Here is a 15,087-nt window from a genome sequence, read left to right on the forward strand (position 1 = left end):
ATCGACAAGGAAGAACGATGTCCATCTCGAAGGATTCACGTATCGCCATCATCGGCGCTGGCCCGGCCGGGCTGGCTGCCGGAATGTACCTCGAACAGGCCGGATTTCACGACTACACGATCCTGGAACGCACCGACCATGTCGGAGGCAAGTGCCACTCACCGAACTACCACGGCCGTCGTTATGAGATGGGGGCCATCATGGGCGTCCCCAGTTACGACACCATCCAGGAGATCATGGATCGCACTGGCGACAAGGTCGACGGGCCGAAACTGCGTCGCGAGTTCCTGCACGAGGACGGCGAGATCTACGTCCCGGAAAAGGATCCAGTGCGTGGTCCGCAGGTCATGGCAGCAGTGCAGGAGCTGGGCCAGTTGCTCGCGACGAAGTACCAGGGATATGACGCCAACGGCCACTACAACAAGGTTCACGAGGACCTCATGCTGCCCTTCGACGAGTTCCTCGCCCTCAACGGGTGCGAGGCCGCCCGAGACCTGTGGATCAACCCCTTCACGGCCTTCGGCTACGGGCACTTCGACAACGTCCCGGCCGCCTACGTGCTGAAGTACCTCGACTTCGTCACCATGATGTCCTTTGCCAAGGGAGATCTGTGGACGTGGGCCGACGGCACCCAGGCGATGTTCGAGCACCTCAACGCCACCCTGGAGCACCCGGCCGAACGCAACGTTGACATCACTCGCATCACCCGCGAGGACGGCAAGGTCCACATCCACACCACGGACTGGGATCGCGAGTCCGACGTCCTCGTCCTCACCGTCCCACTGGAAAAGTTCCTCGACTACTCCGACGCGGACGATGACGAGCGGGAGTACTTCTCGAAGATCATCCACCAGCAGTACATGGTGGATGCCTGCCTGGTGAAGGAGTACCCGACCATCTCCGGGTACGTCCCCGACAACATGAGGCCCGAACGTCTCGGGCACGTCATGGTTTACTACCACCGCTGGGCTGATGATCCGCACCAGATCATCACGACCTACCTGCTACGTAACCATCCGGACTACGCGGACAAGACTCAGGAGGAGTGCCGCCAGATGGTCCTCGACGACATGGAGACCTTCGGTCATCCGGTCGAGAAGATCATCGAGGAGCAGACCTGGTACTACTTCCCGCACGTTAGCTCGGAGGACTACAAGGCCGGGTGGTACGAGAAGGTCGAGGGAATGCAGGGTCGTCGCAACACCTTCTACGCCGGAGAAATTATGAGTTTCGGTAATTTCGACGAGGTGTGCCACTACTCGAAGGACCTGGTGACGCGGTTCTTCGTGTGAGGTGTATTCCCGCATTGCTGCGGGGATGAGAATGGGGGGTGGTACCGGGTTCGGTACCACCCCCCCATCGACCGTCGCGAACCGGGCCTCTGTGAGGCTTCGGGCCGGTAGGATCGGGTTATGGATACTTCAGTCAATGTCGACACGTCGTCAAGACCGGCGCACGAACCGGCCACCGCTCCCGGTCGTTTCGTCGTCAGAGATGCCTGTCACGAGGACCTGCCTGAAGCCGCGGCTGTTCAGGCCGTGTGCGTCCGAGAGATCGGCCAGGGGGTGATCCCTAATGACGTCCTTACCGAGGTCACTGGCCCCGGTATCGTCCACACCACCATTGAGCAGTGGAACCACTTTATGGATGATGGTGCGATCTTCAAGATCCTTGTTGATCGCCTCGATATGAGGACTGTCGGGGTTGCCATGGCCCGGGTCTCTACAAGTTCTGATGCTCCCACACCGTGGGAGATCGCGACCCTCCATGTACTGCCAGAGGCGCGAAACTGCGGAGCGTCAGACAACCTCCTCGATGCTTGTATCGGGAACCGGTCGGCCTATGTGTGGGTCTTTGCCGATAATGCTCGCGCCATTTCGTTCTACCAACGCCATGGGTTCCACGTCGACGCGGCCGACGGTGCCGTTGACGATTCCCTCGGCGGGGTAGAGCTGCAGCGGCTGATCCGCGAGGACATCATCGAGTCGCAGTGATGATGGATGGGTAGCTCCCGTGGCTCGTCGGCATGCCAGCACATAGGTCTAGCGCTGCCTCAGCCGACGATGGTCCTCACACATGGGACGAGAGCTTGGTGGTGTCATCCTGAATATGCAGGGCGACTTGCTTGAGCTTGTCTTCGTGGGCTCGGGCATGGTGCGCGCAGAAAAGGAGCTCGCCACCGTTGCGCAGCGTGATGCGCACATAGGCTTGTGCGCCGCAACGATCACAACGGTCCGCAGTGGTGAGGGCTTGGTGTTCGATCATCGTGGTGCTCATGACAACCTCCTCCATCTGAATCATCGGATCACCTACTAGACAACCTACGCTATCGTCGGAATGTTCCCATACGTATCGAAAGATGGATGGCTGGGGGCGAACACGGTGCCGGGATTCCGTGTCGTCGGCTGTCGATAAGCTGCCACCGTGACCATGGACAACATCTCGACCTCATCAGCCAACAGCTCGGAAACGCCACGTGGTAAGGGCGATACCGTGCGCACGGCGTCGACTAGCCGGGAGTACGGCGCCAAGAATTTATTGGTGTTGGAGGGGCTCGAGGCGGTACGCAAGCGTCCGGCCATGTACATCGGGTCGACGGATACCCGCGGTCTCATGCACTGTCTATGGGAAATCTTCGACAACGGTGTTGATGAGGCGCTTGCTGGGTATGGACGCCGCATCACCGTCACTTTGGAGAAGGCCGGGTCGATCCTCGTTACTGACGAGGGTCGTGGCATCCCGGTTGACGTCGAGCCGCGCACCGGACTCAGCGGCCTCGAAGTGGTTTACACCAAACTGCATGCGGGCGGGAAATTCGGCGGTGGGGCTTATAACGTCTCAGGTGGGCTGCATGGCGTCGGTGCTTCGGTCGTCAATGCCGTCTCAGTGCGCTTGGATGTGGAGGTGGATCGCAAGTCCACGGTGTGGGGGATGAGCTTTCGCCGTGGCGTTCCTGGGGTCTTTGAGGGGGAGGGCCCCGATGCCCCCTTTACCCCTGGATCGGGGGTGCGCAAAGTAGGCAAGGCCAAGCGTGGTGTGACCGGTACTCGCGTTCGGTACTGGCCCGATCGTCAGATCTTCCTTCCTGATGCCAAGCTGTCATGGTCCAAACTTGCTGACCGTGCTCGTCAGACGGCTTTCCTCGTCCCCGGCTTGGAGATCGTCATTACTGACGAGAGGGGTATTCAGACTGATCCTGAGACTGGCGATGTGCTGGAGACGGTCTCAGAAACGATGCGTTTCGATGGCGGCATCTCTGAGTTCGCTGAGTATCTCGCCACTGACCAGCCTGTCAACAATGTCATGAGATTGCAGGGGGAGACTTCCTTCACCGAGACCGTCCCCATGCTTGACGAGAACGGTGGTATGACGCCTACCGACGTCGATCGGGACCTCGGGGTCGACATCGCCCTGCGATGGGGGACCGGTTACGACACTACGGTGCGTTCCTTCGTCAACATCATCGCTACTCCTAAGGGGGGCACCCACGTTCAGGGGTTCGAACAGGGTCTGTTACGAGCCTTCAGTGCCGGTCTAGAGGGGACACGCATCCTCAAGTCCTCAGAAGAGATCGTTAAGGATGACGTCCTTGAGGGGATGACGGCCGTGGTGACGGTGAGCCTGGCAGAGCCCCAGTTTGAGGGTCAGACCAAGGAGGTGCTGGGTACTCCGCCGGTTCGACGCCTTGTGGCGCGCATTGTTGAGGACAAGATGACTGCCTTCCTCACTTCGGCCAAGGCGGCTGACAAACCAGTAGCACGCGCCCTTATGGAGAAGGTCGTTAATGCTTCGCGGACCCGTGTGGCTGCCCGGGCACACAAGGAGAACCAGCGTCGTAAGAATGCTCTGGAATCCTCTCACCTGCCGCCCAAGCTCAAGGACTGTCGATCTTCCGATCCGGACGTTACCGAGCTGTTCATCGTCGAGGGTGATTCCGCCCTCGGAACGGCCAACGTGGCTCGTAACTCCGAGCACCAGGCTTTGCTTCCGATACGCGGCAAGATTCTCAATGTGCAGAAGGCTGATCTCGGTGCCATGCTCAAGAACGCCGAGTGCGCCTCGATCATCCAGGTCGTTGGTGCCGGGTCGGGCAAGACCTTCGACCTCGACCAGGCCCGTTATGGCAAGGTCATCTTCATGGCCGACGCCGACTCCGATGGTGCCCATATTCGTTGCTTGCTGGCCACCCTGTTCTTCCGTTATATGCGCCCAATGGTGGAGGCTGGCCGGGTGTTCTCGGCGGTACCACCGTTGCACCGATTCGAACTCATCAACCCTAAACGGGGGATGGACAAGTACCTATACACCTATACCGATGCCGAGTACCAGCGCACCGCCGCCCAACTGGCGAAGAAAGGGGTGCGGTTCAAGGAACCGCAGCGGTACAAAGGTCTCGGTGAGATGGACGCTTCCCAACTCAAGGAGACGACGATGGACCCGCGCCATCGCACTCTGCGTCGCATCACCGTCGACGACGCCGCGGAGGCCGAGGGCACCTTTGAGATCCTTATGGGCAATGAGGTAGCCCCGCGTAAACAGTTCATCGTCGAGGGGGCTTACCGTCTCGATGCTGAACAGATCGACGCTTAAGAGGGCTCGTTCGCGTCCCTGCGCGTCAGTGGCCTCGCGGAGACGCGAGGTCTAGCGAGGCGCATGCTCCTCGCTGTCTAAGTGTTGGCCTAGGGGCGACGGGTTCGTTATATGCACAATCGTTCTCGCTGTGAGGTGTGTATGACAAGTTACAGCAGGCCGTCTTAGTGACGGAATGTGTTCCGCTAAGGTTCTTTCGAGGTCCATGACGAGTGATGTTGTGGCCCTAAATAGATAGATATGGAACAGGGGAGCTGGCATGGTGGGTCGAATACGACGATCCGGTGACGGACGCAACGACACGTGCAACGTTAACGGGGGATCGTCGGCAAGGGGGCTGCAACGGTGATCTGGTTCCACCTGGCCGTGGCCATCATCTTTATCATCATCGGCTCGCGCCTCGGTGGGGTGGGCGTCGGACTCGCGGGAGGGGCGGGATGTATCGTCCTTGTGGCCACTGGTCTTCACACGAAGGTGGCTGAGGACATCCCTTGGACGGTTATCGGCATTATCATGACCGTCATCTGCGCCATCGCTGCCCTCCAGCTCGCGGGCGGGATGGACTATCTTGTGCATCTGGCTGAGGTCATGCTGCGCAAGCATCCCAACCAGATCAACTACCTCGCGCCGCTGACGACCTTCCTGCTTTCCTTGCTGTGTGGTACTGGACATACCGCCTATTCAGTGCTGCCCGTTATCGTGGAGGTGGCTAAGGAACATAAGATCCGGCCGTCGAGGCCGCTTTCCATAGCCGTTGTGGCATCCCAAGTCGCGGTCGCATCCTCGCCGATCTCAGCGGCGACCTTGGCCTTGGTTGGAGTTCTAGAGCCGTTGGGAGTGGGTTACCTTGAGATCCTCGCGGTGACGATCCCTACCACCTTCATCGGATGTGCCGTCGGTGCCGTCGTGGCATCGCGTCAGGGCAAGGATCTCATCGATGATCCGATCTATCAGGAACGCGAGGCTAAGGGACTGGTGAGCCACAACGCTGCTGTCGCCGACACTGGGTGGAGGCCAAAACGGACTGCCATTCCCAGCCTTGTTGCCTTCCTCGTCGCTCTTGTTGTGGTCGTTGGTTACGCCACTGTCTCATCGGAAGAGGTCGGTGTGCTCACCAAACCGCCTATGACGTCATCGGCGGCGATCATGCTCATTATGCTGACGACGGCGATGATCATCTGCATGATGTCACGTGAGGACGTCAAGCAGCTCACCACCCAGACGACGTTCCGGGCCGGAATGTCTGCCGCGATCTGCATTCTGGGACTGGCGTGGCTGGGAAATATGTTCGTCAATAACTATATGGATGTCCTGACCCACGCGGGGGCCTCGATCCTGCATTCGGCCCCGTGGTTCCTTTCGGTGATCCTGTACTTGGCTGCACCACTGATGTTCTCCCACGCTGCGACGACCGTCGCCTTCATGCCGGTGGTGGCCAAGATCGGTCTGTCTCCGATGGTGATGCTGGCTTGCTACCCGGCTGTGGCCAACTACTACCTGCTGCCGAACTACCCCACGACGGTTGCAGCTATGGAGATGGACGACACCGGATCGACGCGAGTCGGACGTATCGTCCTTAACCACCCCTTCGTCCTTCCTGGTACCGTCTCGATTGCGGTGACGGTCCTACTGGGAGCTTTCTGGGCCCCCATTGTGCTGGGATGAGGTTCGACGAGGCGCGATCGTGGTTCGTTAGGCACCGGTAGACTCAACAGCCATGAGCCACACCGACGTGCCGGCCGATCAACGCAAACGCGTCTTCGCCTGGGCCATGTGGGATCCAGGAACCCAGCCCTTCGCTTCGGTCATCACCACCTTCGTCTTTGCCGTCTATCTTGTCGGCGACGCCTTCGGGTCCAAAGACCGCACTGTCACTGCGCTGTCATGGACCATGACTTTGGCGGGCCTGACCATTGCCTTGCTGGCACCTGTCGTGGGGCAATGGGCAGGTCGACGAGGCCGGCAGGTGACTGCCCTGAAATGGCTTACCTGGACTCTCGCGGTGATGTCGGGATTGCTCTTTTTCGTCAAGCCTCATCCGTCCTATCTCGTCTTCGGATTGGTGCTGTTGGGCATTGGGACGGTCATCTCGGACGTCGGGAGCTCCCTATACAACGGCATGCTTGATGACGTTGCAGAGTCTGGCAAAGTCGGACGGATTTCCGGTCTCGGATGGGGTATGGGCTATCTGGGTGGGATTATTGCCTTACTCGTCATCTACATCGCCTGGATCAAACCAAAAGTGGGTTGGTTTGGAGTAACCAACCACGAAGGCATGAACATCCGCGTGGCGATGCTGTTTTGTGCGGTATGGATCCTGGCGCTGACCTTACCCACCTTTTGTGTCCTGCGCGATAATCCACGGCCGATCGAATCGTCTGAACCCCGGCCGCATGGTCTGCGGGCCCTCGGGCATTCCTACGCCGAGCTGTGGCGCAGCGTGGTGAGGATTTGGCACGTCAGCCGTAACACGATCATTTTCCTTATCGCTTCCGCCTTGTTCCGCGACGGGCTCAACGGCGTTTTCCAATTCGGTGGGCCACTCGCTCGTCAAACCTTTGGATTCAGTGCGTCAGGTGTACTCATCTTCGGTATTGTGGCCAACCTTATCGCCGGAATTTCCACAATCTTGCTGGGGCGCCTGGATGATCGCATCGGTCCGAAGCGACTCATCATTTTTTCACTGATCGTGTTGTCAGCGTGCGGTATGGGTGTTTTCATCGGCCACGCTGGTTCTGCCATGGTGTTTTGGGTGCTCGGCCTCATCATGTGTGGTTTCGTCGGACCGGCTCAGTCCGCGTCGCGGAGCCTCCTCACTCAGATCTGCCCGCCCGGGTACCAGGGAGAGGTCTTCGGTCTCTACGCGACCACTGGCAAAGCCGTCTCGTTCCTGGCACCGGCACTATTTGGCCTCTTTGTCACGGTGGGCCATGCCATCACCGGTGGTGACAACAACCAGTACTGGGGAATCATGGGCATCGTCCTCGTGCTATTGGCGGGGTTGGCGGCCACGATTCCGGTCAGCACTGCTGAGATCCGCGGCAAGACTCATACGAATTAGCCCTCAGCAACCCGATTGACGTGCGTAGTGACGTTATATTTCGACGACGACCCGGTTGATGCCGAACAGATGGGATCAGACTCCTCTAGCAGCCAGTCCGGGCGGGTCTGCTGGGTCAAAGGATTCGGCATAGCGAGCATTGCCTAAGCCAAGCGGGCCAGAACCCGCTCGCTATCGGTCAGCTGAACAGTTCGGGTTGGGAATCGATCTGCTTCTCATTAGTCGATAACGGGTCACCGGAATCCAATGCATCGTTCGATCCGTCGGATACCGGATTACCCTTGTTAGACCCGTGACGACGACTCCCGACGGCCAGAATCGGTTGACGTCCCTGATCACCGGAGCCGTCTCGACGCATATTAGGTGCTGGCAGTTCGATGGGCACCCCGGACGCGGCACAGGCCACGGCCGGATCGGGGCCGATCCAAGCGAACACCAGGGCCGTCTCTCCCTTGAGGAATCGCTGACACCTCATACCACCGGTGGCTCGTCCCTTGGGCGGGTACTGGTCGAAGGGGGTGAGTTTGATCGAGCCGGGTTCCTTACCTGCGGCGGCGGGGGAAGATGCGGCCACCGTTACCACCGAGGATCCGCGTCGGGGGGCAGCGCCAAAGAAAATCACTGGATCCTTGGCCTTGATACCGGCCACACCGCCACCTGAGCGTCCCTGCGGGCGCACTGCGGATGCAGGGAAGTGAAGCAGGGCGGCGCCCTGGGTGACGAAGCACAGTTCGAGGTCCTCGTCGCCCATTTCGACGGCACCGACGACCTCGTCACCGTTCTTAAGACCGATAACCTCCCAAGACTCCTTGCCGAGTAGTTCCGGGTTGACCCTCTTGACGATGCCGTTTCGGGTACCAAGAGCCAAGGAAGGGCCCGCTCCTGACAGGCTTGTCACGGCTAGAGCTCGCTCGCCCTTCTCCAAACCGACAAGGTCGGCTAGCGGGGTGCCACCGGCTACTGACGGCGCAGTTGCGGTTATCGGCAGGCTTGCGAGTTCGACAGCATGGACACGCACGAGACGACCGGCACTAGTAATGATGCCGAAATCACCACGGGCGGTGGTGCGAGCGCTAGAGATGATGACATCGTGAGTGGCCCTGTCCCCGTCACTGGGAAGGCCGTCGGCGGTATCGATACGGGCCAGCAAGCCAGTTGCCGACAGCAGTACCCAACACGGGTCGTCTGGCACCTCGAGGGGGGCTGATGCTGCTGCGACCGATGGCGCGGCTCCTAACAGCACAGTGCGACGCGGAGTGCCGTATTTGGACGACACTTCGACCAATTCTCCGGACACCACGCGACGCAACTCGGCCTTATCATTGACGATGAGCGTTAGCCCTTCGATGCGTTCGCGCAGTTCGTCACGCTCAGATTCCAGTTCGATAGTGGAGAACTTGGTCAGGCGGCGCAGCTGCATGTCCAGGATGTAGTTGGCCTGCACCTCGTCGAGGTCGAAGGTTCCCATGAGGCGGGTACGGGCTGCTGCGGCGTCTTCGGAGGAGCGGATGATCGCGATGACGTCGTCGATGTCGACGATGGCCAATAGCAGACCCTCGACGAGGTGCAGCCTGTCCTGGGCCTTGTTGAGTTGGAACTTCGTGCGTCGCAGGGTGACGTCGAGACGGTGGTCGAGGTAGACCTGCAACATTTCTAGCAGGCCTAAGGTGCGGGGTTGTCCCTCCACCAGACTTACCGCATTGATGGCGAAGGAATCCTCCAGCTTGGTAAGTTTGTAGAGCCGCTCCAGCAGGGCTTCAGGGTTGATGCCGTTCTTGACCTCAATGACCAGACGGGTGCCGTTGGTCAGGTCGGTGAGGTCCTTGACGTCGGCGATACCGGTGATCTTTTTGGACTGCACCAGGGTCTTAATTTGGTCGATGATTCGCTCTGGTCCGACCATGTACGGCAGCTCGGTGACGACGATGCCGCGGCGTCGTGGAGAAACCTTCTCGATGCGGGCGGTAGCACGGATCTTGAAGGAGCCACGGCCGGTGCAGTAGGCGTCGGCGATGCCATCAAGACCGATGATTCGTCCACCGGTCGGCAGATCCGGTCCGGGCACGAACCTCATGATCTCGTCAAGGTCGGCGTTTGGATGATCGAGCATATGACGGAGAGCTGCCACAACCTCGACGAGGTTATGTGGTGGGATGTTGGTTGCCATACCCACTGCGATACCCGAAGCCCCGTTGACGAGCAGGTTCGGGAAGGCGGCCGGCAACACTGAGGGCTCGGTCTCTTTGCCGTCGTAGTTAGGTTCGAAGTCAACGGTGTCTTCGTCGAGCCCATCGATCATGGTAAGAGCTGGCGGTGCCATCCGACACTCGGTGTAACGCATGGCAGCGGGGCCGGCGTCAAGGGATCCGAAGTTACCGTGACCGTCGACGAGGGGGAGCCTCATCGCCCATGGCTGAGCGGTGCGTACCAGGGCGTCGTAGATGGCAGCGTCGCCGTGGGGATGCAGCTGACCCATGACCTGTCCGACGACTCGCGCTGACTTCACATGGGGACGGTCAGGGCGAACTCCCATGTCTCCCATGGTGTAAAGGATGCGGCGCTGTACGGGCTTGAGGCCGTCCCGGGCGTCAGGCAGGGCGCGGGAGTAGATGACGGAGTATGCGTACTCCAGGAAGCTGTTCTCCATCTCGCGGGAGACGTCGACGTCGATAATGTTCTCGGTGAAGTCGTCATCCACCGTCTTTTTAGTCATCGTTACCTCCCAAGCAGCACGCGCTAACGACCTATTTTGGTTGATTGGCGCGAAATCTGCATATCAGGGCTGAGGGGGATCCTCGTGGTTGAGCACCTTGTCAAGGAGCGGGGCGAGCTGATCACCGTCGGGAGCGCGCACCAGCGGCGCAGATTCAGGGGTCCACTGCACTCGATGACGATCCTCCAGCACGGTCGTTGTGCCATGGGCAAGCACCTGCTGGGTCGTCGAGAGTTCACGGATGGCGATGGCTCGGGTATGGCCCGGCTGAAGCTCGTCAAACTCGGAGTAAATCCGGATGTCGTGCTGTCCGTCATCACCGACGAGGACCCATTCAATGTCAGGGAAGTCACGAGCCAACTCGCGCAGAGCAGTGCGCTTGTGGTCTACCCCAGAACGGAACCATCCGGTGTTCGTCGGGCCCCAGTCGGTCAGCAACAAAGGCCCTTGCGGATACCCGTGGCGGGCCAGAAACCTTACCAAAAATGGGTAGGTATTCCACGCGCCAGTCGACACATAGACCACCGGGGCGTCGGGATGTCGTTCCAGGAGTTTCTGGTACATCCGTGCCATGCCGGGAATGGATTTGCGGGCCTGCTCGGTGAGCACGAAGGAGTTCCAAGCCGCGATGAGAGACCGGGGTAGGGAAGTAGAGATGACAGTATCGTCAATGTCAGAGATGATTCCGAATCGAGTGTTCCGGGACACCACGAGAACCTTTGCCGTCGTGGTATCACCGCTGGTTGACAAGGTGACTTCATGCCAGCCTGGTTGTAAACCGTGATTTTTGATGCGCACGTCGACGTATCCGGCACGGTCTGCTCGTACTGTGATTTTCTCACCGTTGACGTCGACGACGACCTCTGCGCCTGGGGCAGGCAGGCCGACGAAGTTGCGCCAACCACGTTGGGACAATAACTCGATGGACAACAGATTTCGTCGAGTTAGCGGAGACCGATCTGGCTGACGTTTCTGCTCCGGGTTCCGCCCGGGCGGACTGGTCAGGATGACTCGTCCGAGTACACGCAGATGGGTGGCCGATCCATAACTGCGGTAACCGATGACGCACGGCACCCAGCCTCGTCTGCGCAGTGTCGTGTTGAGGCGCTTATGGACGGCATCCTCGACTCGGGCTCCGATGAACGGCCGGTTCGACATGTCTTGGAGATTACTGGATCAGGCTTCATCGTGGGACGATGGGCCGGTGAGTCAGTCTGCCGATCAAGCCCGAGTCCCTCTGCCGGCTGCATTAGCAGCCGAGATCCAATCTTGCGGATTTTTCCCAGAGCTGGTTATTGACCTCGCTGAGACCTCTTTGGCGGGGGACGAAGTTCTCGACCATCTGCTGCACCTAGAGGCGACCTTCGACAACGACGAGGTTCATCGTCATCTCACCCTGATCCTGCGTACTGCTACCCGTATGCTGATTGGCCACACCGACGAGCGCGCAGAGGGAGGCCAGTTGCAAGCCATCACCTCGAGCGAGTCCATCCCGCTATCTCACGTGAGTTCGGTGGTATTGACACGGGTCGTGCAGCACCCTGACCGATTCGGTACAGATCCTGCGTCGACCACGGTTGAAGCCTGGCTCCAGATGACGTGGGGGGCAGTCTCACGACTTGAACTCGAGCCAGCCACGTGCGGGGACCCGATGTGCACCGCAAACCATGGTTATACCGGTACATTCAGTGGAGATGACATCGTCATCAGGATGAGTCCGGCTGCCGACGGTGCCGATCAAGTCGAGCGTCTCATGGGATTCGCGACGCGGATGCAGGCCGTCACTGGAGCAGCCCGATGAGTTCCCTGCTTGCTGCTGATCTCATGCCGCCCGGTCCCGGGACCCTTTCTGATTTGGTGCCCGCGATGGGTCAGGCGTTAACGGGCGGGGGACCGGCCGGCCTGGGGCTGCCTGATGCGACACGGTACGTATTCCTGCTGGTTGATGGAATGGGCCAGGAGAACCTCGAGCATTTTCGCCATCTTGCCCCAACTCTGTCGGAGATGAAGAACTGCCACGACCTGACTTGTTATGTGCCCTCGACGACGGCTACTTCGCTGAGCTGTATCGGTACCGGCGCGGTCCCCGGATGCCATGGCGTTGTTGGTTACACCTTCCGCGCACCCTCTGGTCGCGTCATGAACGCCTTGAGCTGGGTCAATGGGGATGATCCCGAGGTCATCCAACCGCACCCTACGGCGTTTGAGTCACTAGTTGCTGCTGGGGTGACGGTGAGCAGCATCGGCCCAGCACGCTTCCAGCGATCGGGGTTGACGCGCGCGAGTCTACGTGGGCCGCGATTCATTCCCATCCGCGACGAAGACGATGTCGATGAGCGTGTGTACAAAACCCTTAAAGCCTCGCGTTCGGGTGACGCTTCACTGACGTACGTGTACGAGCGTTCGCTTGACCACGTTGGGCATGGTGAAGGATGGCAGTCGGCAGCATGGAGATCGCGCCTCATGTGGGTTGACGAGCTCGTTGGTGCTCTTCTCGATGAGCTCGATCCTGGAACCGCCCTGGTCGTCACTGCTGATCACGGCATGGTTGACATCCCCGACGACCACCGCGTCATGGTGGAGGACGAGGGTGGACTGCTCGCTGACGTTGCCTTGTTGGCTGGTGAGCCTCGGTTCCGCCACATTTACACTCGTCGTCCCGATGAGGTCGCGCAACGATGGCGACGCGTACTCGGGGATCGTGCTCAGGTTGTCATTGGCGACGATGCTGTTGCGGCTGACCTGTTTGGACCAGTTGACGTGTCTACCCGTTCCCGTTTCGGTGACGTACTAGCGATTACTCGTGGTGATTGGGCCATCATGAGCCGCGCTACCCCCAAGGAACTCACCCTCGTGGGCATGCACGGATCGCTCACTCCGTGTGAAATGCGGATCCCATTGCTGGCCCAGATCTGTGAAGGATGAGGATGGCTGAGCTTGTTTTCCACACCGGTCCGATGGACTCTGGCAAGTCCACCCTCGCACTGCAGATGGACCATGCGCAGTCCGCTCACGACCGCCAAGGGGTGCGATACGCGATGCACGACCGCTCTGGTGGAGCTCGGATCACCTCGCGGATTGGTTTGAGTGTCGAAGCTGTCGAGGTCACTGACTCCCTGGACCTCTACCAGGACATCGTCTCGCGGCTGAGTCGCGGAGGACGAATTGATTACCTCATTTGCGACGAGGCCCAGTTCTACCGAACTAAGCAGATCGACCAGCTGGCTCGAGTCGTCGATGACCTCGACATCGACGTCTACTGCTTCGGAATCCTGGCCGATTTTCGGACAGAGCTATTTCCCGGATCAAAACGTCTCGTTGAGTTGGCCGACCGCGTCGTTGAGCCCCCGGTCTCGCCGTTGTGCTGGTGCGGCCGTCCTGCCACCCATAATGCCCGCATCGTGGATGGGAAGTTGGTGCGTGAGGGTGACCAGGTCGGCGTCGGAGACATCGGTGGTGGATCAGAGATCCATTATGAGGTGCTATGCCGCCGTCACCACCGTCAAGGGATTACCGGGGAAATTTCCAGGGCGACCTTGTCGGAGCAGACCCTACCTTTTGATGGCTCCAGGTCCTGACGAGCGTGGCCCCAGGGTTCGCGTGCGGTCAAGGATTTTCCCGCGGTGGGTGGTATATCAGGTATGCGGGGTGGGGCCGCCGAACATGATCTCATCCCAAGAAGGGATCGACGCCCGCTTCGATTTACGCGGTTTGCGCTTCTTGCGGGGGCGGCTACCCTCCTCGACGAGGGCGTCCTGCTGGGGAGTCTCATCGGCAGCTTGAGCTGACGCTTGTGAGCGAGAAGTCGAAGTCGAGGTCTTCTTCGTCGATGTGCGTAGCTTCGACGCCGCAGTATCCTGCGCGGAGGTGTCGTCATGGGGTGGCTGGGCCTCGCTTTTCCCCCCAGCCTGATCTGGTTGGGATGTCTCGATGGCATGCGGAGCCCCGGCTGGCTGGGGAGCCTGGGGCGTAGCTGGCTCAGGATCCTGATTCACCTCCGGATGAGACGCAGCGTCAAGGACTGGGGTGGCGAGACCTTCATAGATGTTGACCGAGTCCTCTTGAAACCCGGCAAGCATCTCGTAGAGCATGTCGGTGTCAGCTGGGGATGAGGTGTCGAAGTCGTAGACCCCGTCGTGCTTCGTCATTCCGGCGACCGCCTCAGGATCAGCGGTCTGGCTTTGACGGTTACTGACGGCCCGCACGATCGCCAGCTCGTCGTTGAGATCGAGGGTTGGTTCCTGGTCAGGGTCTGAAGCCCCTTCAGGTAAGGGTTCGGCAGGCGCGGGGGAGCGATCGTTGACGAGCCACCGCGCACCGGCATCCTCGGGGGAGGTGTGGCGTCCTTTGAGATCGAACCGGAAGGTCGCAGAGTGGGGAGCGCCCTCCGTGGAGGCAGGCCATCGCGCCTCAAGGGCCCAGGTACGGTCCTCATGGCGCCAGGATCGCCAGGAGATTGTCGCCTCAGGGATCGAGTTGGCCTTGGCGACTCGCGAGATCACGGTACCTAACGTGCGGTGCGATCCAGGTGCGCCGGCGCGGCGAACCGGGCACGTCATGGCAACCTCGATGATGTGGTCCAACTCAGCAAGGACCGGCACCGCGAATGGTTCCACCTGATCGACGCCGACGCCCGCCTCAACGGCCACTTCCTCGACAGTGGCCCCAGAACGGATCCGCGATTGAATCTCGCGGGGGCTCAGAGCGCTGTCCATCGTCCACC

At 60.0% G+C, this 15,087-nt stretch carries 12 protein-coding genes; 8 read left to right on the forward strand and 4 right to left on the reverse strand.

Annotated features, from left to right (window positions below):
- Positions 1-17: 17 nt before the first annotated feature.
- Together ACOYO3_RS06235 and ACOYO3_RS06240 are read left to right on the forward strand one after the other, a co-directional pair.
- On the forward strand, positions 18-1,292 hold the full coding sequence (locus tag ACOYO3_RS06235; RefSeq protein WP_427305816.1) for an FAD-dependent oxidoreductase: 1,275 nt from the start codon (positions 18-20) through the stop codon (positions 1,290-1,292).
- Between the two features lie 120 nt (positions 1,293-1,412).
- Positions 1,413-1,994 carry a GNAT family N-acetyltransferase gene (locus ACOYO3_RS06240; protein WP_002515622.1) on the forward strand — a complete coding sequence of 194 codons (582 nt, stop codon included), beginning with the start codon at positions 1,413-1,415 and terminating at the stop codon, positions 1,992-1,994.
- 76 nt (positions 1,995-2,070) lie between these two features.
- On the opposite strand, the gene ACOYO3_RS06245 is transcribed toward ACOYO3_RS06240, so the two are convergent.
- Complete coding sequence (locus ACOYO3_RS06245; RefSeq protein ID WP_002515496.1) at positions 2,071-2,301, reverse strand: DUF7455 domain-containing protein; 231 nt, start codon at positions 2,299-2,301, stop codon at positions 2,071-2,073.
- A 129-nt stretch (positions 2,302-2,430) separates the two neighbouring features.
- On the opposite strand from ACOYO3_RS06245, the gene ACOYO3_RS06250 reads away from it, so the two are divergent.
- From ACOYO3_RS06250 to ACOYO3_RS06260, 3 genes are all read left to right on the forward strand, one after another.
- Positions 2,431-4,590 carry a DNA gyrase/topoisomerase IV subunit B gene (locus ACOYO3_RS06250; protein ID WP_002518999.1) on the forward strand — a complete coding sequence of 720 codons (2,160 nt, stop codon included), beginning with the start codon at positions 2,431-2,433 and terminating at the stop codon, positions 4,588-4,590.
- A 345-nt stretch (positions 4,591-4,935) separates the two neighbouring features.
- Positions 4,936-6,255 carry an anaerobic C4-dicarboxylate transporter family protein gene (locus ACOYO3_RS06255; protein ID WP_002513675.1) on the forward strand — a complete coding sequence of 440 codons (1,320 nt, stop codon included), beginning with the start codon at positions 4,936-4,938 and terminating at the stop codon, positions 6,253-6,255.
- Between the two features lie 52 nt (positions 6,256-6,307).
- Positions 6,308-7,651 carry an MFS transporter gene (locus ACOYO3_RS06260; protein WP_002515437.1) on the forward strand — a complete coding sequence of 448 codons (1,344 nt, stop codon included), beginning with the start codon at positions 6,308-6,310 and terminating at the stop codon, positions 7,649-7,651.
- A 178-nt stretch (positions 7,652-7,829) separates the two neighbouring features.
- On the opposite strand, the gene ACOYO3_RS06265 is transcribed toward ACOYO3_RS06260, so the two are convergent.
- Together ACOYO3_RS06265 and ACOYO3_RS06270 are read right to left on the reverse strand one after the other, a co-directional pair.
- Positions 7,830-10,364 carry a DNA gyrase/topoisomerase IV subunit A gene (locus ACOYO3_RS06265; RefSeq protein ID WP_002515470.1) on the reverse strand — a complete coding sequence of 845 codons (2,535 nt, stop codon included), beginning with the start codon at positions 10,362-10,364 and terminating at the stop codon, positions 7,830-7,832.
- A 63-nt stretch (positions 10,365-10,427) separates the two neighbouring features.
- Entirely contained in the window at positions 10,428-11,522 is a 1,095-nt protein-coding gene (locus tag ACOYO3_RS06270; protein ID WP_014172500.1) for an App1 family protein, read from the reverse strand.
- Between ACOYO3_RS06270 and ACOYO3_RS06275 the strand changes: the two genes are divergently transcribed.
- Genes ACOYO3_RS06275 through ACOYO3_RS06285 form a run of 3 tightly spaced genes read left to right on the forward strand, consistent with a single transcriptional unit; the run spans position 11,503 to position 13,942 of the window.
- The gene (locus ACOYO3_RS06275) at positions 11,503-12,165 is read left to right on the forward strand and encodes a DUF5998 family protein (protein WP_002524984.1); all 663 of its coding nucleotides are present in this window, start codon (positions 11,503-11,505) and stop codon (positions 12,163-12,165) included. The genes ACOYO3_RS06270 and ACOYO3_RS06275 overlap by 20 nt on opposite strands.
- Positions 12,162-13,289, forward strand: coding sequence for an alkaline phosphatase family protein (locus ACOYO3_RS06280; protein WP_002515631.1), 1,128 nt, complete (start codon positions 12,162-12,164; stop codon positions 13,287-13,289). The genes ACOYO3_RS06275 and ACOYO3_RS06280 overlap by 4 nt, the downstream gene beginning before the upstream one ends.
- On the forward strand, positions 13,286-13,942 hold the full coding sequence (locus ACOYO3_RS06285; protein WP_002518996.1) for a thymidine kinase: 657 nt from the start codon (positions 13,286-13,288) through the stop codon (positions 13,940-13,942). The genes ACOYO3_RS06280 and ACOYO3_RS06285 overlap by 4 nt, the downstream gene beginning before the upstream one ends.
- 57 nt (positions 13,943-13,999) lie before the next feature.
- On the opposite strand, the gene sepH is transcribed toward ACOYO3_RS06285, so the two are convergent.
- A complete protein-coding gene (gene sepH, locus ACOYO3_RS06290) occupies positions 14,000-15,079 on the reverse strand; it encodes a septation protein SepH (protein WP_002515686.1) in 1,080 nt (359 codons plus the stop codon).
- Positions 15,080-15,087 lie beyond the last annotated feature (8 nt).

Source organism: Cutibacterium sp. KBN10P07758 (assembly GCF_050286205.1).
Classification (GTDB): Bacteria; Actinomycetota; Actinomycetes; order Propionibacteriales; family Propionibacteriaceae; genus Cutibacterium; species Cutibacterium acnes.